The organism is Pseudomonas sp. S2_F07, assembly GCF_054668325.1.
Map to the genome: position 1 here is coordinate 1,880,129 of NZ_CP162758.1, position 23,380 is coordinate 1,903,508.

At 58.8% G+C, this 23,380-nt stretch carries 17 protein-coding genes; 4 read left to right on the plus strand and 13 right to left on the minus strand.

The genetic code is table 11. The annotated features are described in order from the left end of the window. Positions 1–304 precede the first annotated feature (304 nt). Together AB4O40_RS08465 and AB4O40_RS08470 are read left to right on the plus strand one after the other, a co-directional pair. Positions 305–1,426: an HlyD family secretion protein gene (locus tag AB4O40_RS08465; protein WP_460055016.1), complete on the plus strand. Its 1,122-nt coding sequence runs from the start codon at positions 305–307 to the stop codon at positions 1,424–1,426. Continuing rightward, positions 1,423–3,015: a DHA2 family efflux MFS transporter permease subunit gene (locus tag AB4O40_RS08470; RefSeq protein WP_056722586.1), complete on the plus strand. Its 1,593-nt coding sequence runs from the start codon at positions 1,423–1,425 to the stop codon at positions 3,013–3,015. Before AB4O40_RS08465 ends, AB4O40_RS08470 begins: the two co-directional genes overlap by 4 nt. 12 nt (positions 3,016–3,027) lie before the next feature. Here AB4O40_RS08470 and AB4O40_RS08475 read toward each other — a convergent pair whose 3' ends face one another. From AB4O40_RS08475 to AB4O40_RS08500, 6 genes are all read right to left on the minus strand, one after another. Continuing rightward, positions 3,028–3,468, minus strand: coding sequence for a carboxymuconolactone decarboxylase family protein (locus tag AB4O40_RS08475; protein WP_056722587.1), 441 nt, complete (start codon positions 3,466–3,468; stop codon positions 3,028–3,030). Between the two features lie 273 nt (positions 3,469–3,741). Then, complete coding sequence (locus AB4O40_RS08480) at positions 3,742–6,345, minus strand: putative mucin/carbohydrate-binding domain-containing protein (protein ID WP_460055012.1); 2,604 nt, start codon at positions 6,343–6,345, stop codon at positions 3,742–3,744. 219 nt (positions 6,346–6,564) lie between these two features. Then, positions 6,565–8,007 carry a mechanosensitive ion channel domain-containing protein gene (locus AB4O40_RS08485; protein ID WP_460055009.1) on the minus strand — a complete coding sequence of 481 codons (1,443 nt, stop codon included), beginning with the start codon at positions 8,005–8,007 and terminating at the stop codon, positions 6,565–6,567. 219 nt (positions 8,008–8,226) lie between these two features. Continuing rightward, positions 8,227–8,853 (minus strand): isochorismate family cysteine hydrolase YcaC, encoded by a 627-nt coding sequence (gene ycaC / locus AB4O40_RS08490; RefSeq protein ID WP_056722594.1) that lies wholly within the window; start codon positions 8,851–8,853, stop codon positions 8,227–8,229. A gap of 56 nt (positions 8,854–8,909) precedes the next feature. After that, positions 8,910–9,593 (minus strand): isochorismatase family protein, encoded by a 684-nt coding sequence (locus AB4O40_RS08495; RefSeq protein ID WP_056722596.1) that lies wholly within the window; start codon positions 9,591–9,593, stop codon positions 8,910–8,912. A 93-nt stretch (positions 9,594–9,686) separates the two neighbouring features. Beyond that, the gene (locus tag AB4O40_RS08500; RefSeq protein ID WP_460055005.1) at positions 9,687–10,553 is read right to left on the minus strand and encodes a pirin family protein; all 867 of its coding nucleotides are present in this window, start codon (positions 10,551–10,553) and stop codon (positions 9,687–9,689) included. 104 nt (positions 10,554–10,657) lie between these two features. Here AB4O40_RS08500 and AB4O40_RS08505 point away from each other — a divergent pair, with 104 nt between their 5' ends. Together AB4O40_RS08505 and dkgB are read left to right on the plus strand one after the other, a co-directional pair. Continuing rightward, entirely contained in the window at positions 10,658–11,566 is a 909-nt protein-coding gene (locus AB4O40_RS08505) for a LysR family transcriptional regulator (protein ID WP_414917592.1), read from the plus strand. 255 nt (positions 11,567–11,821) lie between these two features. Continuing rightward, positions 11,822–12,625: a 2,5-didehydrogluconate reductase DkgB gene (gene dkgB, locus AB4O40_RS08510; protein WP_460055002.1), complete on the plus strand. Its 804-nt coding sequence runs from the start codon at positions 11,822–11,824 to the stop codon at positions 12,623–12,625. Positions 12,626–12,628: 3 nt separating this feature from the next. On the opposite strand, the gene AB4O40_RS08515 is transcribed toward dkgB, so the two are convergent. The 7 genes from AB4O40_RS08515 to AB4O40_RS08545 all read right to left on the minus strand — a co-directional run bounded on the left by AB4O40_RS08515 (position 12,629) and on the right by AB4O40_RS08545 (position 23,239). Next, a complete protein-coding gene (locus AB4O40_RS08515) occupies positions 12,629–15,856 on the minus strand; it encodes a transporter substrate-binding domain-containing protein (protein ID WP_460054999.1) in 3,228 nt (1,075 codons plus the stop codon). After that, positions 15,857–16,483 (minus strand): response regulator transcription factor, encoded by a 627-nt coding sequence (locus AB4O40_RS08520; RefSeq protein ID WP_056722608.1) that lies wholly within the window; start codon positions 16,481–16,483, stop codon positions 15,857–15,859. A gap of 108 nt (positions 16,484–16,591) precedes the next feature. Beyond that, positions 16,592–16,993 carry an ANTAR domain-containing protein gene (locus AB4O40_RS08525; RefSeq protein ID WP_414912817.1) on the minus strand — a complete coding sequence of 134 codons (402 nt, stop codon included), beginning with the start codon at positions 16,991–16,993 and terminating at the stop codon, positions 16,592–16,594. Positions 16,994–17,131: 138 nt separating this feature from the next. Beyond that, positions 17,132–17,848, minus strand: coding sequence for an MgtC/SapB family protein (locus AB4O40_RS08530; protein WP_223541384.1), 717 nt, complete (start codon positions 17,846–17,848; stop codon positions 17,132–17,134). 151 nt (positions 17,849–17,999) lie between these two features. Further along, positions 18,000–20,714, minus strand: a complete 2,715-nt coding sequence (mgtA, locus tag AB4O40_RS08535; RefSeq protein WP_460054995.1) for a magnesium-translocating P-type ATPase — start codon at positions 20,712–20,714, stop codon at positions 18,000–18,002. Between the two features lie 571 nt (positions 20,715–21,285). After that, complete coding sequence (locus AB4O40_RS08540; RefSeq protein ID WP_056722617.1) at positions 21,286–22,623, minus strand: lysine N(6)-hydroxylase/L-ornithine N(5)-oxygenase family protein; 1,338 nt, start codon at positions 22,621–22,623, stop codon at positions 21,286–21,288. Positions 22,624–22,756: 133 nt separating this feature from the next. Continuing rightward, positions 22,757–23,239: a sigma-70 family RNA polymerase sigma factor gene (locus AB4O40_RS08545; protein ID WP_056722619.1), complete on the minus strand. Its 483-nt coding sequence runs from the start codon at positions 23,237–23,239 to the stop codon at positions 22,757–22,759. Positions 23,240–23,380: the final 141 nt, after the last annotated feature.

A 23,380-nucleotide genomic window follows, 5' to 3' on the forward strand; every position in this document is an offset into this window, starting at 1 on the left:
CGGGGAGGCTTCGTTGCCGCCCTCGCTCGAGCGCCGGGAAGCTTTCAAGAAGCTGACAATGGTTGATATAGGACGCTTCTAATGAGCGTGTAGGGTGTTTCCGAATTATGCGGCAGACCACAACGCCCTAAGACTCTGCCTACAACAGCAAAAAAATCCTCGGCATCTCGACAGTGGCCATGAATGAGTCTTCCTGATCAGAACTCCACCTGACGACCGGCAGCAAAAACCACTTGTCACGAAATATTACATACATCATATTATATCCATCATAATTAAACGCCGCCCCGACAGGTACCCCTCCATGACCAGCATGTCCACCGTAGAACCCGATCTGGACGCCCCGGTGAAACCAGCAAAACCTCCCCTGCTCAAACGCCTGCTGTTGCCAACCGTTGGCATCGCGGCACTGATGCTGGCTGGTGTGTACGGTGCGCATTGGTGGAGCGTCGGGCGCTTCATCGAGGAAACCGACGACGCCTACATCGGCGGTGATGTGACGGTGATCGGGCCGAAAGTGGCGGGTTACATCGACGAAGTGCTGGTGACCGACAACCAGAAGGTCAAGGCCGGCGATGTGCTGATCCGTCTCGATTCGCGCGACTACCGCGCCAACCTGGCCAAGGCCGAAGGCGCAGTGGCCGCCCAGGAGGCCTTGCTGGCCAACCTCGACGCCACCGAACAACTGCAACAGGCCGTCATCGGCCAGGCCCGTGCCGGCATCGACGCCGCCGGTGCCGAAACCGCCCGCTCCCGGGACGACGATAGCCGCTACAAAAAACTGGTGACCACCAACGCCGTCTCGGTGGAAAGCGCCCAGCGGGCCAACGCCACGTTCAAGACGGCCCAGGCCCAAAGCAACCGCGCCCAGGCTGAATTGCTGGCCGCGCAGCGCCAGTTGAATGTGATCGACACCCAGAAACAACAAGCCCGGGCCGCCTTGATCCAGGCCAAGGCGGAACGCGACCTGGCGCAATTGAATGTCGGCTACACCGAACTGAAGGCACCAGTCGACGGTGTGATCGGCAATCGCCGGGCCCGGGTCGGCGCCTATGCCCAGGCCGGCTCGCAATTGCTCTCGGTGGTGCCGACCAGCGGCCTGTGGGTCGATGCCAACTTCAAGGAAGACCAACTGGCACACATGGTGCCGGGGCAACGGGTAGTGATCCGTGCCGACGTGCTCTCGGGGCAGGAATTCCATGGTCACCTGGACAGCCTCGCCCCCGCCAGCGGTTCGCAATTCAGTGTGTTGCCGCCGGAAAACGCCACCGGCAACTTCACCAAGATCGTGCAGCGGGTGCCGGTGCGGATTCACCTCGACCCGGCCGACAGTGTGCTCGGCCACCTGCGTCCGGGGTTGTCGGTGACCGCTGAAGTGGACACGCGCAAGGAGCCTGAGGCGCCAGCCATGGCCAGCGCGCCATGAGTCGCGCCCTTGCCGCCCCGGCGCAACCGTTCAATGCCGCGAGCATGGCGACGGCGACCAAGGTCTTCGCCTTTGCCAGCATGTGCATCGGCATGTTCATTGCGCTGCTGGATATCCAGATCGTCTCGGCTTCGTTGCGTGACATCGGCGGCGGGCTCTCCGCCGGCACCGACGAAACCGCGTGGGTGCAAACCAGTTACCTGATCGCCGAAATCATCGTGATCCCGCTGTCGGGCTGGCTGTCCCGGGTGTTCTCGACGCGCTGGCTGTTCTGCGCCTCGGCGGTGGGCTTTACCCTGGCCAGCCTGTTGTGCGGCGTGGCCTGGAACATCCAGAGCATGATTGCCTTCCGTGCCCTGCAAGGGTTTCTGGGCGGCTCGATGATTCCACTGGTGTTCACCACGGCCTTCGTGTTCTTCACCGGCAAGCAACGGGTGATCGCCGCCGCGACCATCGGCGCAGTGGCGTCCCTGGCACCGACCCTGGGGCCGGTGATCGGTGGCTGGATCACCGACATATCCTCCTGGCACTGGCTGTTCTACATAAACCTGCTCCCCGGCATCTTTGTCGCCGTGGCCGTGCCGATGCTGGTGAAAATCGACCAGCCGGAACTGTCGCTGCTCAAAGGCGCGGATTACTTGAGCATGGTGTTTCTGGCGCTGTTCCTCGGCTGCCTGGAATACACCCTCGAAGAAGGCCCGCGCTGGAACTGGTTCAGCGACCGCACGATCCTGACCACCGCATGGATCAGCGGCCTGGCCGGACTGGCATTCATCGGCCGGACCTTGCACGTGGCCAATCCGATTGTCGATCTGCGCGCCTTGAAGGATCGCAACTTTGCCCTCGGCTGTTTCTTCTCGTTCGTCACCGGCATCGGCCTGTTCGCCACCATTTACCTGACGCCGCTGTTCCTCGGCCGGGTGCGTGGCTACGGAGCGCTGGACATTGGTCTGGCGGTTTTCTCCACCGGGGTGTTCCAGATCATGGCGATTCCGCTGTACGCCTTTCTGGCCAATCGCATCGACCTGCGCTGGATCATGATGACCGGCCTTGGGCTGTTCGCGTTATCGATGTGGGATTTCAGCCCGATCACCCATGACTGGGGGGCCAAGGAATTGATGCTGCCGCAAGCCCTGCGCGGGATTGCCCAGCAATTGGCGGTACCACCGGCGGTGACTTTGACCCTTGGCGGCCTGGCACCGGCGCGGCTAAAGCATGCGTCGGGGTTGTTCAACCTGATGCGCAACCTGGGCGGGGCTATCGGCATCGCCGCGTGCGCAACCATCCTCAACGACCGCACCAATCTGCACTTCACCCGGTTGGCGGAGAACCTCAACAGCACCAACGAGGCACTCAACCAATGGCTGTCCCAGGTCGGCAACAATTTTGCCGCCTTTGGCCAGAGCGGTGACGCAGGGGTCACTGCCAGCCTGCATCAGCTATGGTTGCTGACATACCGCGAAGCCCAGACGCAAACCTATGGCGATGCGTTCCTGATGATCATGGTCTGCTTCATTATCGCCACGGCGATGGTGCCCCTGATGCGCAAGGTGCAACCACCGGCCGCGCCGAGTGCCGATGCTCATTGATGTTTTTGCGGGTCAGGCCTGGGGCATTTTGCGAAAGCCGATGGCCAGGCGGTTCCAGGCGTTGATGGTGGTGATGGCGACGGTCAGGTCGACCAATTCCTTGGCATCGAACTGGGCGCTAGCCAGTTCATAGTCTTCGTCCGGGGCGTGGGTCTGGCTGATCAGGGTCAGGGATTCGGTCCAGGCCAGTGCGGCGCGTTCACGCTCGGTGAAGAACGGCGTTTCGCGCCAGGCCGACAGTGTCGCCAGGCGACGCTCGGACTCACCACCCTTGCGCGCATCGGCGCTGTGCATGTCCAGGCAAAAGGCGCAGCCGTTGATTTGCGAGGTACGCAGCTTGACCAGTTCGATCAGGTTTTTTTCCAGTGGCAATTTCGACACTGCTGTTTCCAGGGCGATCATCGCTTTGAGGGCATCAGGGGAAGCGGTGTAGAAATCGATCCGGGTTTTCATGGTGTGTTCCAGGGCAAATGGGTGTGTCACTACGTTAGTGCCACGACCGGTCTGCACAAATAGCCAATCTTTCAAAAGTCGAGGAGGCCATTGGCTGTGCTTTCTTGAAAGAAAGTGCTATTTGAGCCGGCAAGTCCACAACCTCTACTCCGAACACCACGGTTGGCTGCAGATTTGCAGCGCGAGTGGCATGGTGAAGAAAGTTACTCCCACACTAGATCTGCATCATTCACAAATCTACTGTGGGAGATACTATGGTTGGAGGTGAAGGCTTCAAGCACCGCCAGGCTCAGAATCCGTCGTTGCCGCTGGCCAATAACTGGCCAGTTCCAATCTACGTAGCCCTCTATTGGTCACATGTTGTACAAGCCCCGTATTAATCCATCGGCCGTTGGCGTCCGCCTCCATAACGCTACGCGAGGGTTCTTTGTGCATGACACTGACGGTATCGTCTATGTTCAAGGGCAGCACTACCGACTCCGCCTCCGCCAAAACATCGCCACGCAGTTCACGAAGATAACGAACTCCACCATCGGCTGACTTCAGGGCAACAGCCAGGTACACCGAAGCAACATACATGTGAGGGACAACCTTAAAGAATTCAAACCTAACGACGTTATCATCAAAGTCAAACTTCACATACCCGACAACTTGATCGTAGTATCCTTTGAGAAGCCAAGTAATTCTCGCACCACCAACACCATCGCTAACTGGAGGACGAACAAACTCTATTTTTTTGTAACGCATCAACAACTCGTCACGCACAGGTCCGGAAAACGAATTAATGGCCAGCTCAAAATCCTTTTTCAATGGAGACGCCTCACGTAACACCAAATGAGGAGACTGTTCAAAAAGTGTAGATTTTTTTTCCATTTCTGCTTGCAGATTGGCACCTGCATTAGTGGTCAGCTCAACATTCACAAGTCCTTGCTCAGTCACTCTCAAATGATTGGTTTTTTTTGCATCATCAATAACCTTCGATGCATCACTACCAGTAGATTTCATACGTGAAGGTTCTTCATGAAAAATCTCAATGGAAAATCCTGGCTCGATGGGTATCTCCTGAGAAAACAACTCTGTTTTATCCCCCATCATTTGCCGATCAAAAACCACCAAACCTTGCATATTACGTACTGTCACCTGCCCATATAACTTTGCTCCGGCATATTCATGCGGTACCTCCAGAATTACATCCACCATCAATTTTCCGAGCGAAACTGCCACAGAAATAGTGCAAAAATCACCATAGAATCCGCCAAGCATGATTTTTTGATCGGCAAGAGAGCTGGCATGCTTACGGAAATAAATGCAATCGTAGCTAGTCGACCCTTGTTTGACGATTACATATCGACTGGTTGGCTGATATTCTCCGTTTGCTGCGAAAGGCAACTGCAAGGCATATACCCCTACTGGCAAATCGAGTACAGACACGCTCAGTTGATCAATTTTTACACACCGAGATTTACCACTACCACTCTTTAGAACAAGCATCTGCCCGACCACTTCTCCGAACACATCCGAATCAAACTTCAAGGTCACACTTCCCGTCAAATCAGTTACCGCCGCCAGCTGTGCCGCACTGACCAAATGCAGAGGGCTCCTCACCGCCAACAGTTGCTGAAGAGGCTCTATCATGCTTGCAGGCACAAGTGCATAAAGCGGATAGACTGGAGTAGCCCCGCTATATGAGTTTTCATCAATTTGCCGCTGGCTCAGTTCGATGTTCGCATGCTCCATGAACGCAGACACATCCGAATCAGCGACATCAATGGCAGTACGGCTCAAATGATCCATCATGGGGTTATCCGCAAGTGAAAATCCGACGCTGTTGCACAGCTTCCGATAACGCTTATGAAACTGAACAAGGCATTGCTCACCTGCACGGTGAAATACCAGCATCAAAAAAAACAATGCCATATATATATCAAGAGGTCTTTCACTGTCGAACTCTGTCATCGCCCTTGAATAAAGATTCTGTTCCCCACCGTCATACAACCAACCATCTCGATAAACATCCTCCCCCATAAACTTGTGCTGATAACTTGCTGCAAAAACATTATTCCAAACCTCCCCCATTACCAAGGAACTGTTAGACATAAACGCGCCTTGATAACCATGCCCTATCTCGTGCAAGGCTCCCCAATTGGTCGGCTTGGTATCCAAAGAAAAATCAGCAACTGAGTCCGCAGCAACCGCCGTCCATCCGCCAGAATAATAGGCGAAGGGGCTGGCAGATTTGTCTGCTTTCATAAAAAAACGATTAGGAATATTCTTATTTTCTGGTGTATCCGGTGTAAATGAAAGCCCTTCCAAGTGATTATAATATTCAAAAAGACCATTATAATAGTTCACCAAGTGCTGCAAACCAACATTCTGACTCAACGCTTTCACTGCATCCTTGTCTTTTGCTGGAATCAAAATATTCATATAGACAGAACTAAACAATGCAAATTCAGCCTCTGACTGATCCCACAATGAAAGAAAAGAACTGTCCGGTATGGCCTCTGTATAAACCGGTAAAAACTTCCATCCCCCGCTAACTTCAATTTCAACCTCAGTCAACTCTCCTGGCTTGTCCGTATAGCGCGTAGTCACAAATGGAACTGAAGGCACACTTGCTACAAGCGATTGCCACTGAGCTGTTATTTCTGCATGTTTTTCATTTTTACTATCATCATTTAATAAATTTAAACTAGCGGAAGGATTGCTCATCGGAGTTTTCTGCCGAAAACGTATAGTTGCGCCTGCTGAAATAACAATATTCAGAGTTTTTCTATCGTGATTAACCCCTTTATCCAGACCCGAGTTCATCATCCACACAGGACGCTCAAGACTATAAAACTGATGTATAACCGACAAAACTTCTTGATTGTGCATTTGCTTTACCCACTCAATTAAAAATTTAATTCAGGTAAAACGTTACGCGCAAACACAAACCGTAAGAACTGGTATAAATGACAGTTTTTTAGTCTTTAAAATAATATAAAACCGAAAATTATGAATTTTCTGCATAAGCAGTAATTAATGATTCAGCATTTTTTTCACCAACTCACGTAGTTTTGACCACCCGGCATAGGAGTAAAAAGTCGCCGTGACCTACCCGCGATTGCGCAACCACTGCAAAAAGCCCTTCTTCACCTGCGCCACCGGCAGGTCCTGAGTCAGGGTTTTCGCCTTGTGCAGCCGGTAATCGAGCAAGGTTTTCATTGCATCGTTGATGTCTTGACGGGCATCCAGGCATGGCTTGAGGTAGGACTTTTCGATGCGGTACAGGCCACAGAAGGTCTTGGCGGTAAACCGTGCAGGCACCGAGCTGTCCTCCAGGATCCCGGCCTCGCCTATCACTTCCCCCGGCCCCATGCGCCCGGACTCGAAAGGTACGCCGTGCCGGGTCAGCGTCACCGTCACCACCCCGGACTCGATGATGAACAGGTGATCACTGACCTCCCCCGCCTCCAGGATCGTTTCCCCGGCGCGGAACGATTGCAAGGTCATGTTCTGGCTGAAGGTGTCTTTCTCTTCCTGGCGCAGGGTAGAGAAAATCGGCGAGCTGTCGAGCAATGCCCGGGGTCGCGACAGGTTGCCCGGCGGATTGGGCTCCACGCTCGATAGCAGGTTGACGCCGGACGCCTGCAAGTGCCGGTAGGCCAGGTCGAACAGTTGATTGCGCACCGAACGCTTCTGGTCCATCTGCGCGACAAACCCGCTGATTTCATAGACCACGCCGGTGTTACCGGCAGTTTTCATGCCGACACTCGGCGACGGTGTCTCCAGCAGAAAGCGGCAACCCTGCATGGCCCGTTCCAGGGCTTCGATCACCGTGTTCGGCCGCGCGTGGGGGCTCACTTCCAGCGAAACGGAGATGCCGAACATATCGCTCGGCCGACTGAAATTGATGATCTTGGCCTTGGCGGCCAGGGAGTTGGGTATCACCGCCATGCAACCCTGGGCGGTCTGCAGGCGCGTGGCGCGCCAGTCGATGTCGGTGACCCGGCCTTCCATGCCATCGATGGAGATGTAGTCATCCAGTTGATAGGGCTTGGTGGTGTTCAGGACGATCCCGGAAAACACGTCGCTGAGGGTACTTTGCAAGGCCAGGCCGACGATGATCGCCAACGCACCGGACGTCGCCAGCACGCCCTTGACCGGCAGATCCAGCACATAGGCCAGGGCGGCAATCACCGCGATCAGGAAAATCACCGCACCGAGCAGATCCTGAAGTAATCGCCCGGTATGCCCGACCCGCTGCATCATCACCGCGCCGATCAGCACGGTCAGGGTTCGCGCACCGAACAACCACCAGCCGATCTGCAAGCCGGTGGCCGCCAGATGCAAGGGTACGTTGTCAGGCCAGGGCGGCGGCTCCATCGGGTTCAGGCCTTCGTTGAACAGCAAGAGGCTGAACAACGAGAAAATCACCACCCGCACCAACAGCCGCCAGGCGCTGCCAAAGGCACTGAGCAAGTACCACAACCCAAGATCGATCAGGATCAGCGCCATCGCGCAAATCAGCGGGTGTTCGGTGAGCAATGACAGCATCTAACAACTCCAGCCAGGGCCAATAACGCGAAGATCGCATGGATTGGCGTCAGTGTAGGTGGAATTGATTTGGCTGGTTGAACACGTCTGGCTGGACACCCAAAAAACCTGTGGGAGCGAGCTTGCTCGCGATGGCGGACTGACAGTCACTACATCAGTGCCTGTTCTACCGTCATCGCGAGCAGGCTCGCTCCCACAGGGGAAAGCGTGTTGGCTGGATTACTTGCTGTTTGCCAGCGCGCTGTAACTGGTCATCAGGTTGCGGTAATCCGGAATATGGTTGGAGAACAATGTGCCCAACCCTTCGACATCGTTGCGCCAGTCGCGGTGCAGTTCACAGGCCAGGCCGAACCAGGTCATCAGTTGCGCGCCCTGAGCGGTCATACGGTTCCACGCCGATTCGCGGGTCAGTTCGTTGAAGGTGCCGGACGCGTCGGTGACCACGAACACCTCAAAGCCTTCGGCCAGGGCCGAAAGCGCCGGGAAGGCCACGCACACTTCTGTCACCACACCGGCGATGATCAGTTGCTTCTTGCCGGTGGCCTTGATCGCCTTGACGAAATCTTCGTTGTCCCAGGCGTTGATCTGGCCCGGGCGAGCGATGTATGGCGCGTCCGGAAAAAGGGCCTTGAGTTCGGGCACCAGCGGTCCGTTAGGGCCCGTTTCGAAACTGGTGGTGAGGATGGTCGGCAGCTTGAAGTACTTGGCCAGGTCGGCCAGGGCCAGCACGTTGTTCTTGAATCGATCCGGGTCGATGTCGCGCACCAGTGACAGCAGGCCCGCCTGATGATCAACCATCAGAACCGCGGCGTTGTCCTTGTCCAGACGCTTGTAGGAAGTGGTCATTGCAGTAGTCCTCGCGTGTTATCGATGCCGAGTGGAAATCGGCGTGGGGTCACCGGTCAGCGCTGGGAGTCCAGCGCCTCGTGTTCGTTCGCCACTTGCTGGGCCTTGAGGTAACTCTCGATCAGCAATTGATAATGCGGCATGGCCTGGGCGTAGACAGCGGCCCACTGCTCGGCATCCGGACGGTTCCACGAGCCTTGCAGCTCAGAGAGCGTCGCCATGATGTCGATCGGCACCACCCCGGCCTGGGCCAGGCGGGCAACGGTCAGATCAGTGGCCAGTTTCGAGTGGTTGCCGGAGGCGTCGACCACGGCAAACACCTTGTAGCCTTCATGCACGGCGGCGATGGATGGAAACGCCAGGCACACGCTGGTCAGGGTGCCGGCGATCACCAGGGTTTTCCTGCCGGTGGCTTTGACCGCCGCGTGAAACTCCGGGTTGTCCCAGGCGTTGATTTCACCTTTGCGCGCCACGTATTGCGCATGGGGTGCGGCCTCGTGGATTTCCGGGATCAACGGCCCGTTCGGCCCCTGGGGAACGGAAGCGGTGGTGATCACCGGCATCTTCAGCAGGGTCGCGGCCTTGGCCAGGGCAATGGCATTGGCGCGTAGTTGGGGCACGTCCATGTCCTTGACGATCTGGAACAGTCCGCTCTGGTGATCGATCAACAGCATCGCGCTGTCGTTGGGGTCGATGGTCGGCTTCTGGCCGTTGAAGTTGGCCGCGTAGACAGTGTTCATGTGCGTTTCCTCTTTCTTTTGGGCAACAGCCATCCCTGGCCTGAAAACCGGCCTACTCATCCTGTGTAGAGTCGGGTGTAAAAGCGCTGCGAATTAAGCGTGCATCCGGCCGAACTGGCCGGACTGGAAGTCGGCAAAGGCCTGGTGGATTTCTTGCTCGGTGTTCATCACGAACGGCCCATGACCGACGATCGGCTCGTCGATCGGCTCGCCGCTGAGCAACAGCACCACCGCGTCTTCGCTGGCTTCGAGGGTCATCCGGTCGCCCTTGCGGTCGAACAGCGCCAGTTGCCCCTGGCGCACCGATTCCTGGCCGTTTACCTGAACCGTGCCGCGCAGCACCACCAGTGCGGTGTTGCGCCCTTCGTGCAGGTCAAGGGTGAGCAATTTGCCAGCATTCAAACGAATGTCCCACACGTCGACCGGGGTGAAGGTGCGCGCCGCGCCCTTGTGGCCGTCGAACGCACCGGCGATCAGGCGCAGGCTGCCGGCGTTGTCCTTCAAGGCGATGGCCGGGATGTCACGGTCGAGAATCGTCTGGTAGCCGGGGTCGGCCATTTTGTCCCTGGCCGGCAGGTTGACCCACAGTTGCACCATCTCCAGGGTGCCACCGCTTTTGGCGAAACCTTCGGAGTGAAACTCTTCATGCAGGATCCCCGAGGCCGCGGTCATCCATTGCACATCGCCGGGGCCGATCTTGCCGCCACTGCCGGTGGAGTCCCGGTGCTCCAGTTCGCCCTTGTAAACGATAGTCACGGTTTCGAAGCCACGGTGAGGATGCTGACCAACGCCACGTCGCTCGCTGGTCGGGGTGAATTCAGCGGGGCCGGCGTGATCCAGCAGCAGGAACGGGCTGATGTGTTTGCCCAGGTTGTCGTAGGAAAACAGCGTGCGAACCGGAAAACCGTCGCCCACCCAATGGGTCCGTGGACTGGTGTAGATACCGATGATGTTTTTCATGGTGTCTCCTGATGAGGTGAGTGAAGCCATGGACAAAGCTTAAAACCATGACCTTTGCTGCGCTAGACTGCAAAAATCAGCTTTAGCGTTCTATTTGGAGAACGATGGTGGAAGACCTCAACACCCTCTACTACTTCACCCAGGTGGTGGAGCATCACGGTTTTGCCGCGGCCGGCCGGGCACTGGACATGCCCAAGTCCAAGCTCAGTCGACGTATCGCCGAGCTTGAAGAACGCCTCGGCGTGCGCCTGCTGCACCGCACCAGCCGGCATTGCTCGTTGACGGAAATCGGCCAGGCCTATTACCAGCGCTGCCTGGCCATGCGGGTGGAGGCGGAAAGCGCTGCCGAACTGATCGAGCGCAATCGCTCAGAGCCCCAGGGCCTGGTGCGTGTCAGTTGCCCGACGGCGCTGCTCAATTCCTGGGTCGGGCCGATGCTGACCCGCTATATGCTCAAGTACCCCTTGGTGGAATTGTTCATCGAGAGCACCAATCGCCGCGTCGACCTGATTCACGAAGGCTTCGACATTGCCCTGCGGGTACGCTTTCCGCCGCTGGAGAACACCGACATGGTGATGAAGGTGCTGGGTAACAGCACCCAGAGCGTGGTCGGCAGCCCGGCCTTTTTATCGCACCTGTCGACACCGGCCTCCCCGGCCGACCTCAGCGGCTTGCCGAGCCTGCACTGGGGCGCGGCGCAGCGCGAATATCAGTGGGAACTGTTCGGGGCCGACGGCAGTACCGCGATGATCCGGCATGCCCCGCGCATGGTCACCGATGACCTGTTGGCCTTGCGCCACGCGGCACTCGCCGGGATCGGCATCGTGCACCTGCCCAGTGTGGTGGTGCGCGATGAAATCGCCGCCGGGCAACTGGTGGAACTGGTGCCGGGCTGGGCACCGAAGAGCGGTGTCATCCATGCGATCTTCCCCTCGCGCCGGGGCTTGCTGCCCTCGGTACGCACGTTGATCGATTTTCTCGGGGAGGAGTTCAGTCGTAGTGATATTGCTTAGGGTCGGGGGTAAGGCTTTGGACCGAGTGATGGCTATCGCGAGCAAGCTCGCTCCCACAGGGGATTTGTGGTGCAAATAGATCCAATGTGGGAGCGAGCTTGCTCGCGATGGCGTCGGACCAGACACCATCAACACATCTTCCTGCCCCCAATTCATGACTTGCGGTAAACATTGCTTTGCCGCTCCAGCGGTTTTTCTCACGGATGCAGGCGCGGATACTGCCGCCCATTCCCACTGCAACCCCTGGAGTCATCAATGTCCATTCCCGCCTTCGGCCTGGGTACCTTTCGCTTGCAAGGCCAGGTGGTCATCGATTCGGTGAGCACCGCCCTGGCGCTCGGCTACCGGGTGATCGATACCGCACAAATCTACGAGAACGAAGCTGAAGTCGGCGAGGCTATCGCCGCCAGCGCTATCGCCCGGGAAGAGCTGTTCATCACCAGCAAGATCTGGGTCGCCAACCTGGCCGGTGATCGCCTGATCGACAGCCTGAAAGAAAGCCTGCGCAAACTGCAGACCGACTACCTGGACCTGACCCTGATCCACTGGCCGTCGCCGGACGATCAGGTGCCGGTCGCAGAATTCATGGGCGCCCTGCTCGAGGCCAAACGCCTGGGCCTGACCCGGCAGATCGGTGTGTCCAACTTCACCATCGACCTGATGAAACAGGCAGTCGCGGCCATCGGTGCCGAGCACATCGCCACCCACCAGATCGAACTGCACCCCTACCTGCAAAACCTTGCGGTCGTCGAGTTCGCACGCAGCCAGGGCATCGGCATCACCTCGTACATGACCCTGGCTTACGGTGAAGTCCTCAAGAACCCGCTCATCCAGCAGATCGCCGAACGCCTGCACGCGACTCCGGCGCAGGTCACCCTGGCCTGGGCCATGCAATCGGGTTACGCGGTAATCCCGTCGTCCACGCGCCGGGCCAACCTTGAAAGCAACTTGAAGGCTCGCGAACTGACCTTGAGCGAGGCCGACATGGCCCTGATCGCATCGCTAGATCGCGGCCACCGCTTGACCAGCCCGAAAGGCATCGCACCGAACTGGGATTGAGCCTCAATCCTGCTCCAGACGCCGGTCCAGGCGGGCCATGGCCTGCTGCAACCGGTCGACGGCGTCGTCGATCATTGCCGCGCGGCCGTCGTTGCACGCCTGCTCCAGTTGTTCGCAACACTCGACCAGGGCGTGGGCTCGCACCATCAGCGCTCCACCCTTGATCCGGTGTGCCAGTTCCTGCAAGCCCGGGCGATTGCCGCCGGTGTGCAAGGCGAGCAAATGCACGCGGTCCTCGCGGTTGGATAGCGCCAGGTCGTGCAACAGTTGATCGATCAGCTCACGGTCCGCATCCGCATAGCGTTCCAGCCCGCTCAAGTCAAACTCGCAGACGCCATGGTCGTCGGTAGCCGTTGAGGGTACGCTGGAAAACCGCTGGGCCAGCCACGCCTGCAAATCCACCAGGCGAATGGGCTTGAACAGGCAATCGTCCATGCCCGCCGCCTGGCATCGGGCCTTCTCCTCGGCCTGTGCATTGGCGGTAAAGCCCAGAATCAATGTTGATGACAGCCCCTGCACCCGCTCTTGCTCACGTATCGCACCCGCCAATTCGTAACCACTGAGCCGCGGCATGTTGCAGTCGGTGATGACCAGATCGAACCCTTGCCCGCGCCACTGTTCAAGCCCCTGCGCCCCGTCTTCGGCCAGCACTACGCGATGGCCGAGATAGCTCAGCTGCCGCGAGAGCAACAGGCGATTGGCCGGATAATCGTCGACCACCAGAATCGACAACGGCCGGGTCGTCAGCTGCGCCGAATCCAGGGGCTTGCCCCCCGCGGGTAACGCTTGCAGGACAGGCAGCACCAGGCTGATGTCCACCCGAGTCCCGCGCCCGAGCTCACTGTCGAGTTGCAACCGGCCGCCCATCATTTCGCACAGAGTCCGACTGATCACCAGCCCCAGGCCGGAACCTTGCCGGGCGCTCTGCTGGTTGTTGTCTGCCTGCACGAACGGGCTGAACAGACGTTGCTGGTCGAAAGCGCTGATGCCGATGCCGCTGTCTTCGATGCGTACGCTGACGGCGAGGTGCGCCGGGGCTTGAGGTCGCACTCGCAGCGTCAGGCTTACCTGGCCCTCCCGGGTGAACTTGATCGCGTTGCTCAGCAGGTTGGACAACACCTGTTTGAAGCGCGTGGGGTCGAGCATCACGTCACGGTCACTGTGTTCGTCGAGCTCGACCCGCCACTGCAGACTCTTCTGCACCGCCAGCCCTTCGAAAACCCGGCAGACCGAAGTCACCAGCAACTGCAGATTGACCCGCTCCGGCGCCAGCGACAAATGCCCGGATTCGATCCGGGCAACGTCCAGAATGTCACCGATCAAATCCAGTAATTGTTGCCCGGCGTTGGACGCCACCTCAATGGCGGCGCGGTCGGTCTCCCCTTCATCGGCCCGCTTCAGCGCCAGTTCGAGCATGCCGATCAGCGCGTTCATCGGCGTGCGGATTTCATGGCTCATGGTGGCCAGGAACGTGGTCTTGGCCCGGTTGGCGTCGTCCGCCGCGTCCTTGGCTTCCTGCAATTGCCCGAGCAATTGCTGACGCTGGCGAATCTGCCGACGCTGCCAGACAATCCCCGCCAACGCGAGCAACAGCAAGACACCCGCCACCGCAAATGCCTGCACGATCGCCTGCCGGTGTCGCAGCCAGTAACTCTGCTCGACCATCGCGTCATAGCGCCAGGGCTGGGTCAGCTCGTCAATTTCTTCGGGAGGGATGCTCAACAGCGCCTTGTCCAGGATCGAATGCAGCTCGGTGGCCCCGCGACTGGTCGCCAGGGTGCTTCGTGCAGGGTCGGTGCCCACGGTGCTGGTCACTTGCAGGCGATCGCGATACTGCCGGGAAATCAGGTAACGGGCGCTGATCAAGGAGTTGATGCCGCCCTGGGACTTGCCTTGGTCGACCATTTCCATGGCGTCCGTCGACAGGGGCGCATCCACCAGCTGGATCAACGGGTAATGCTGGCGAAGGTACTCGCCAACAATGTTGCCCTGGGTCAGTGCCAGGGGTCGCCCTGCCATATCATCCAGCGTCCTGGGGCTTTCCGTGTCAACGCGGGTCACCAGCACCGAAGGGCTGCTCAGGAACGCGCGGGTGAACAGCAACTCATCTTCACGCTGGGAACTGAGGCCGATACCGGCCAGCACATCGATTTGCCCGCTCTTGATGGCGGTCATCATCTGGGCCACCGACTTCATGCCCTGGATGTCAAATTGCAAGCCGGTGCGCAAACTGATTTTCGCCAGCACATCGATGCCAATCCCGCGAAACCTGCCTTCGCTGTCGATAAATGAAATGGGCGGGATATTTTCGTTGATCGCGACCTTCACCCGCGGGTGGCGCTCAAGCCAGCGCTGTTCGGCCACGCTCAATTGCAAGGACTGGGTGCCGGGGATAGACACCTCGTTTGCCCCCCAACGGCGCAGGATGTTCATTTGCTCATTGGTGCTGATGGCCGCAAGCGCCTTGTTGACGATGCGCAACAGCGAATCGTTGTCGCGGTCCATCGCAAAGGCAAAACGCCCGGACTCCATGGGCGAGAAGTCCGTCAGTCGCACATTATCCAGATAATTCTTGCTGATCAGGTAATGGGCATTGATCGCATCCCCCAGGTAGACATCGGCCTGACCGTACGCCACGGCGCCCATTGCCGCCAGTGTCGAGGGAAACAACTGGACCTGCGCCCTGGAATAGAACTGTTGCACGCTGTATTCGGGCAGGTAGTGATACAGCATCACCAGCCGCTTGCCGGCCAGTGTCGGGTCGAGCACCGGAGGGAAATCGGTGCGGGTGACCAGCACCGGTTGATCGACCGCATAGGCACTGGACATCTGCAGCTGTGGATCTTCGGCTTCAAACCGATTGGCCGTTCCCAACAGGTCTGCCCGCCCCTCCTTGATCGCCTGCACCGCGTCGGCGCGCGACGGATAACGCCGGACCTCGATGACAACGTTCAACAATTGTTCGAGCAACCCGGCGTAATCGGCGGTCACGCCTTCGAACACCTTGCCCGCCGTGTTGAACTCGAAGGGGGGATAGTCCGGCGCCGAGACGGCCAGCACCAATCGGCCCTTTTGCTGCAGCCAGCGCAACTCGGTTTGCGACAATCTGACGCTCAGGCCCTCGACACTCGAGCGCCCCAACAGGGTCAACGACTGTTGCGCACAGGCCGTCGATGCCCAAAGAAGAAGGCCAATCAACACCCCACCTGCCAGTCGTCGGAGTGCGTTCATTCAGATCAGATGATTGCGCAGGGCGAAATCCCTCAAGTGCACCGACGAGTTCATATTGAGCTTGAGGGTGAGTCGGGTCTTGTAGGTACTGACGGTCTTGTAGCTCAGGTGCATGATCTCGGCGATTTCCAGGTTTTTTGAACCCCGGGCCAGGTACTGCAAAATGGTCAACTCACGATTGGAGAGCTTTTCGATCAACTGCTTTTCGCTGCGTTGCAACTCCCCCATCGACACGGAGCTCGAGGGGATCTGGGCGAAATAGGTGTAGCCGGCCATCACGGAATTCACCGCTGCCTTCAAGTCATCCAGGTCCTTGCTCTTGGAAACATAGGCAACAGCCCCGGCACGCATGCAGCGGTCCTGATAGAACTGGGCCTCCAGTGAAGTGAACACCACCACGCGACATCGCGTGTTTTCGGCCTTGATTCGGTCCATCACCTCAAGCCCCGCCACACCAGGAAGGCCCAGATCAAGCAGCACGACATCCGGCTGATGCTCCCGGACCAACGCCAGGACCTCATCGCCACGGGAGGCTTCATATACTTGCTTGAACCCTTCCCCCTTGAGTACGAGTTTGATCATGGAGCGAACCACCGGATGATCTTCCACAATCAGTGCTGACTTCATGACAACTCCCGTGCAAAACAACACGATCGGGCAAAAAATGCCCTCCAGGCGCCGCAGCGGTTGGGCACAACGCTGCGCATAGACTTTTGCATGGAAGGCTGGAAAGAACTACCTGACAGAAATGACAGTTCCGACGAACGGTAGCCGACGATTGACGACGCTCATCAACTGCGTAATGCACGCCAGGTCAGGCAGGGCGGCCTGGCTGACCTGGACGTTGCCCACGCCTGACGGCAACGACGCCTGCCGTTCATTGAAGATAAACGCGTGATTTACCTGCGGGTTGTCGAGAAAGAAATTCAACAAGTCCAGCCCTTCACTGGCCATCGCTCCATTGATGAGCACCAGGTCCAGAGGTTCGCAACCGTACTCCACCAGAGGAAGGAGCTCTTCGAGACTCTGCACCGGTGCCACGCGAAAGTAGCCGAGCTGATTGAGCAGCCGCTCGATCCGCAGACGGTTGAAGTGCTGCGCATCGGCGATCAGGATGCGCAAGGATTTGTTCGGCATGGTGACCTCCAAAAGGATGTCGGTTTCAAGAGGTCGCAAAGCCTACGGAAGACCTTCCTAGGTTTATGTAGGAATTTTCCTAAATAAGTTCCGGTTAATCTGACTCTGCCAGAGAAACGCAATCGCACCTCCTGACCTTTACTCCGTGGTACTCGGACTCCAGAACGCCTGCACCACCAGGGACGAGGCCGAAATCCGTGCCACCAGCTCATCCAGTTCATCACCATCGACCGAGGTGGTCGCCAGGGTGGCTTCGATTTCAATTTCATCCGTACCGAAGGCATGCACGTCGACATCGCTGGCCGGATAGTTGCAGCGCGCAAGCTCGGCTTCGAGCAAGGCCAGCACGGTTTTCTGCTGCGTACGCCGGGCAATGACATAGACGATGTTGGTGACTTCCGCCGAAATCACATCCAGCGGCTGACGGTTGATGTTGTTGACGATCGGCCGCAGCAGCGTGTTTGCCGCCAGCACGAACAATGTGCCAAGCAGCGCCTCGGCCAGCAGGTCGGCGCCGGCGCAGGCACCGACCGCCGCCGAGGTCCAGAGCGTGGCGGCGGTATTGAGGCCGCGCACATTGCCCTCTTCGCGCATGATCACCCCGGCACCGAGAAAGCCGATGCCGGAAACCACGTAGGCTACGACCCGCACGGCGCCTTCGGCACCGCCTAGCCGGGTGGCCATGTCGACGAAAATTGCCGCGCCCACCGCCACCAGCACATTGGTGCGCAGGCCGGCGGTGCGCTGCCGGTACTGGCGTTCGAAACCGATCAGGCCGCCGAGGATGAAGGCCGCGCCGAGGCTGACCAGGGTGTCGAGCAGGGAGCTCAGGTTGAGGTTGTTAAGTGCTTGCATGATGAATCCCTTGAAAAACACACGATCCCCTGTGGGAGCGAGCTTGCTCGCGATAGCGGTGTATCAGTTGACATGGATATCGACTGACACTCAGTCATCGCGAGCAAGCTCGCTCCCACAGGGGTTGCGTTGACGGGCCAGCCTCGCGGCCTTATTGCCAGCCAAACCGGCGGATGTAGAACCCCTTCACCGCCTGGGTCAGCGCCATGTACGCCAGCAGGATCACCGGCAGGAACACGAAGTACAGCGACGGCAACGCCTGCAATTTGAAGTAATGGGCCAGCGGTCCCATCGGCAGGAAAATCCCCACGGCCATGATCAATCCGGTCATCACCAGCAAGGGCATGGCCGCGCGGCTTTGCAGGAACGGGATCTTCGGCGTGCGGATCATGTGCACGATCAGGGTCTGGGTCAGCAGCCCGACCACGAACCAGCCGGACTGGAACAGGGTCTGGTGATCCGGGGTGTTGGCATCGAACACGTACCACATCAAGGCGAAGGTGGAGATGTCGAAGATCGAACTGATCGGCCCGAAAAACAGCATGAAGCGCCCGACATCCGCCGGTTGCCAGCGCTGCGGCTGCTTGAGCATTTCGTCATCGACGTTATCGAACGGGATGGCGATCTGCGAAATGTCATAGAGCAGGTTCTGCACCAGCAGGTGCATCGGCAGCATCGGCAGGAACGGGATGAACGCACTGGCCACCAGCACCGAGAACACGTTGCCGAAGTTCGAACTGGCGGTCATCTTGATGTACTTGAGCATGTTGGCGAAGGTCCGGCGCCCTTCCAGCACGCCCTCCTCCAGCACCATCAGGCTTTTTTCCAGCAGGATGATGTCGGCCGCTTCCTTGGCGATGTCCACCGCGCTGTCCACCGAAATACCGATGTCGGCGGTGCGCAGGGCCGGGGCGTCATTGATGCCGTCGCCCATGAAACCGACCACATGGCCGTTGCCCTTGAGTAGCCGGACGATGCGCTCCTTGTGGGACGGCGTCAGCCTGGCGAAGACGTTGGTGGTCTCCACCGCCTTCGCCAGCTCGGCATCGCTCATGCGTTCGATGTCGTTGCCCATCAGCAGGCCTTGCTGTTCCAGGCCGACTTCGCGGCAGATCTTCGCCGTCACCAGTTCGTTGTCGCCGGTCAGCACTTTCACCGCCACGCCATGGGCGGCCAGAGCCTTGAGGGCGGGCGCGGTGCTTTCTTTCGGCGGATCGAGAAACGCCACGTAACCGATCAGCGTCAGTGCCTGTTCATCGGCCAGGCTGTAGGTGTCGCGCCTTTCGACCATTGGCCGTGCCGCCACCGCCACCACCCGCAAGCCTTCGGCGTTGAAGGTGGCCGTGACCTGACGGATTCGCGCCAGCAGTTCTTCGGTCAAGGCTTCATCGACTTCGCCATGGCGCACACGCGAGCACACCGCCAGCACCTCTTCCACAGCCCCCTTGCAGATCAGCAAGTGCGGCTGATCGCGCTCGGCGACCACCACCGACATGCGCCGGCGGGTGAAGTCGAACGGGATCTCGTCGACCTTGCGAAACGCCGTGCCGACTTTCAGCTCACGGTGGATCTCGACGTGTTCGAGCACCGCCACATCCAGCAGGTTTTTCAGGCCGGTCTGGTAGTAACTGTTGAGGTAGGCCATTTCCAGCACGTCATCGCAGGCGTTGCCCCAGACGTCGACGTTGTGCGCCAGGAAGATCTTGTCCTGGGTCAGGGTGCCGGTCTTGTCGGTGCACAGCACGTCCATGGCGCCAAAGTTCTGAATGGCGTCGAGGCGTTTGACGATGACTTTCTTGCGCGACAGGAACACCGCGCCCTTGGCCAGGGTCGAGGTGACGATCATCGGCAGCATTTCCGGGGTCAGGCCCACGGCAATCGACAGCGCGAACAGCAGCGCTTCGGTCCAGTCGCCCTTGGTGAAACCGTTGATGAACAACACCAGCGGCGCCATCACGAACATGAAGCGGATCAGCAGCCAGCTGACTTTGTTGACCCCGGTCTGGAACGAAGTCGGCGCCCTGTCAGTGGCGCCGACGCGCTGGGCCAAGGCACCGAAATAGGTGCTGTTGCCCGTGGTGAGTATCACCGCCATGGCCGTGCCGGACACCACGTTGGTGCCCATGAACAGGATGTTGTCCAGGTCCAGCGGATTGCGCGTGTCGCGATCCTGCTGGCGGGAAAATTTTTCCACCGGCATCGATTCACCGGTCATGGCCGCCTGGCTGACGAACAGGTCCTTGGCGCTGAGCACCCGGCAATCGGCGGGAATCATGTCACCGGCCGACAGCACGATCAGGTCGCCCGGCACCAGTTGCCTGATCGGCAATTCGATGCGCTGCGCGCCACGGTCCTCAAGGTCCCGGCGCATCACCGTGGCGGTGTTGCTGACCATGGCCTTGAGGGCATCGGCAGCCTGGTTGGATTTGGTTTCCTGCCAGAAACGCAGCAAGGTCGAGAGCACCACCATGGAGAAAATCACGACGGCGGCTTTCAGGTCTTCGGTCAGCCAGGAGATGACCGCCAGCAAGGTCAGCAGCAGGTTGAACGGATTCTTGTAGCAGTGCCACAGGTGCGTCCACCACGGCAGCGGTTGTTCGTGCTCGACTTCATTGAGGCCGAATTGCTCGCGCAGGACATCGGCTTCGAGTTCGCTCAAGCCGTCGGTGTGACTGCCCAGGGTGTTGAGCAATTGACCGGTGTCGCTACCGGCAGCGGCCACCAGGGTTTGCGCCAGGGTGGGTGGGACTTCACGGCTGACCGTGGTGTCGGTGAAGGTTTCCAGCAACGCCAGGCGACGGAAGTGCCGGGCGATGTGGCGGGTACGCAGGAAACCTGCGAAGAATTCCTTGAGGGTAAGTTTCATGGCTGGAGCCCCTTTGGTCAGCCGGGAAACCGTCGAGCAGGCAAGTCCACGCCGCTGCCGCCGGAACAACCGGCAAAGCAAGGCCTGGCACGCCGGTCACGAATGACAGGCGTGTCGATAGAGCGGCGGCCACGACAAAAAAGTCGAAACCACGCACTGTTCAGCGTCGATGAGAGGGACGTCGGGACACGGCCGGGACTGGCCATGATCGGGATGCCGCTGCTCGCTTGTCGGCGAGACAACGGCACAGGAGACTGCGCGTTATCTTGCCGAGAAAATGCCGGTTACCGAGACCGGCCGACAACTGTCACTCGAACAAGTACCCACTGTGGGTCTCCGTAATGGATGAAAACGCGCGAAGCTTACGCCCCGATGTTTGGGGAGTAAACCCGTTACAAAGTCTTGGCCGGGGGTATCGCGGGGTTCTTCAGGAAGGGTTCAGGATTGAGTGATTTTGGTGATTTCAATGGCCCCATCGCGAGCAAGCTCGCTCCCACAGTAGTCCTGTGAACACAGGTCCATTGTGGGAGCGAGCTTGCTCGCGATGGCGGCCTGTCAGTCGCCGTAGAACTCAGCTGGCCGTCGCCAACAACAAATCCACCACCGCCCGCCCATGCCCGCGATGCTTGCCATGCTCATACAACGAGCCGGCAATTTCATCGGCACGAATCGGCAGGATCGACAGCAAGGTGTCGCTCAACCCATGGCTGGCCTGGCAAAACCCCTGCATGTAGAGGCCGGCCTTGCAGCGTTCATCGGTGATCAGCTTGTAGTTGCGATCGACCTCGAAATCCCCCAGGTACTCTTGCAGCGGTGCCAGCAGCTTGCGGTGCATCTGCCGCTCGTAACCGGTGGCCAGCACCACGGCGTCGTAGTGACGCACCGAGACTTCGCCGGTGGCGTTGTTGCGCAACACCAGTTCAATGCCCCGCTCGTTGGCGGTGGCCTTTTCGATAGTGGTCAGGGTGTGGAACGCATGACGGGCGATGCCCGAGACTTTCTGCCGATAGAAGATGCCGTAGATGCGCTCGATCAGGTCGATGTCCACTACCGAGTAGTTGGTGTTGTGGTACTCGTTGACCAGTCGTTCGCGCTCGCTGTCGGGCTGCTGGAACACCAGGTCGGTGAACTCCGGTGAGAACACTTCATTGACGAAGGGGCTGTCGTCAGCCGGCTTGAGTGCCGAGCCGCGCAGGATCATGTCCACTTGCACCGACGGGAAGCTGTCGTTCAAATCGATGAAGGCCTCTGCCGCGCTTTGCCCGCCACCGATGATCGCGATGCTCATCGGCCGGTTGTCCACGCACGGCTGCCTGGCCATCTGCGCCAGATACTGGGAGTGATGGAACACCCGGCCGTCATCCTTGAGTGCCTTGAACACCTCGGGAATGCGTGGCGTGCCACCGGTGCTGACCACCACCGAACGGGTGGTGCGCACCTGTTGATGCCCGCTCGCATCGCGGGAAATCACCCGCAACGCCTCGACCTGATGGTTGTGCAGCACCGGCTCGATGGTCAGCACTTCTTCGCCGTAGCGGCTTTGCGCGATGAACTGCCCGGCAACCCAGCGCAGGTAGTCGTTGTACTCCATGCGGCACGGATAGAAGGTGCCCAGGTTGATGAAGTCCACCAGGCGCCCGTGGGCCTTGAGGTAATTGACGAACGAGTAAGGGCTGGTCGGATTGCGCAGGGTCACCAGGTCCTTGAGAAAGGAAATCTGCAACTCGCTCTGGGTCACCAGGGTGTTGCCGTGCCAACGGTAGTCGGCCTGCTTGTCGAGGAACAGCACATCCAGGTTGCCCTGGCTCGCCCCGCGCTCTTGCAGCGCGATGGCCAGTGCCAGGTTCGACGGGCCGAAACCGACGCCGATCAGGTCGTGAACGAGGGGCGAAGCAATTGCCTGTGTCATGTCCAGTGTCCTCTGGATGTTCCCCTCAAAGACGGGGCATTGAACCTAAGTGACCTGACCCGCCAAGGGCCGCACAACAGGTCGTCTGTTGAGTAGGAACGAGGACCGTGAAAAAAAATTTAACCGCGCGGGATCACTGGGCGTCCCACTGTCGCATCCGTATACGGCAATGCTTCATGGCGTTGACGATGTGCTTCTCGACCATTGCCCGGGAAATGCCCAGTTGCTCGGCAATCTGCGGATGGGACAGGCCTTCGATCTTGCGCAGCAGGAAACTCTCGCGGCACAACCTCGGCAACTCCGCCAGGGCACTCTGGAGCATTTCCAGGCGCTGGCCATGATCGAGCACGTTTAGCGGCGAAGGGGTGAAATAGCGCTCTTCGTTGTCGAGTACGTCCAGGGGTTCGGCCTGTCGCAGGGTGTTGCGTCGATGGTCGTCGATGACCAGGTTCAGGGCGGTGCGATAAAGGAATGCCCGGGGCTGCTCGATCGGCGTATCACTGGAACGCTCCAGGACCCGCAGATAAGCGTCATGCACCACATCTTCGGCCACCTGACGGTTGCCCAGCCTGGCGTTCAGGAAACACACCAGTTCGCGATAGTAGTTTTCCAACATGACTCCCGTCCGCACGGGGGTGCGGTTTCTGTCCTTGAGCCCTTTCGGCGACTGCTGAATCACACAGTGGCACGATAGTGGCAGTTCGAGTCGCGTAATTTATAGTAATTCTCATATAGATTTAAAGTACTGCTTCGACTT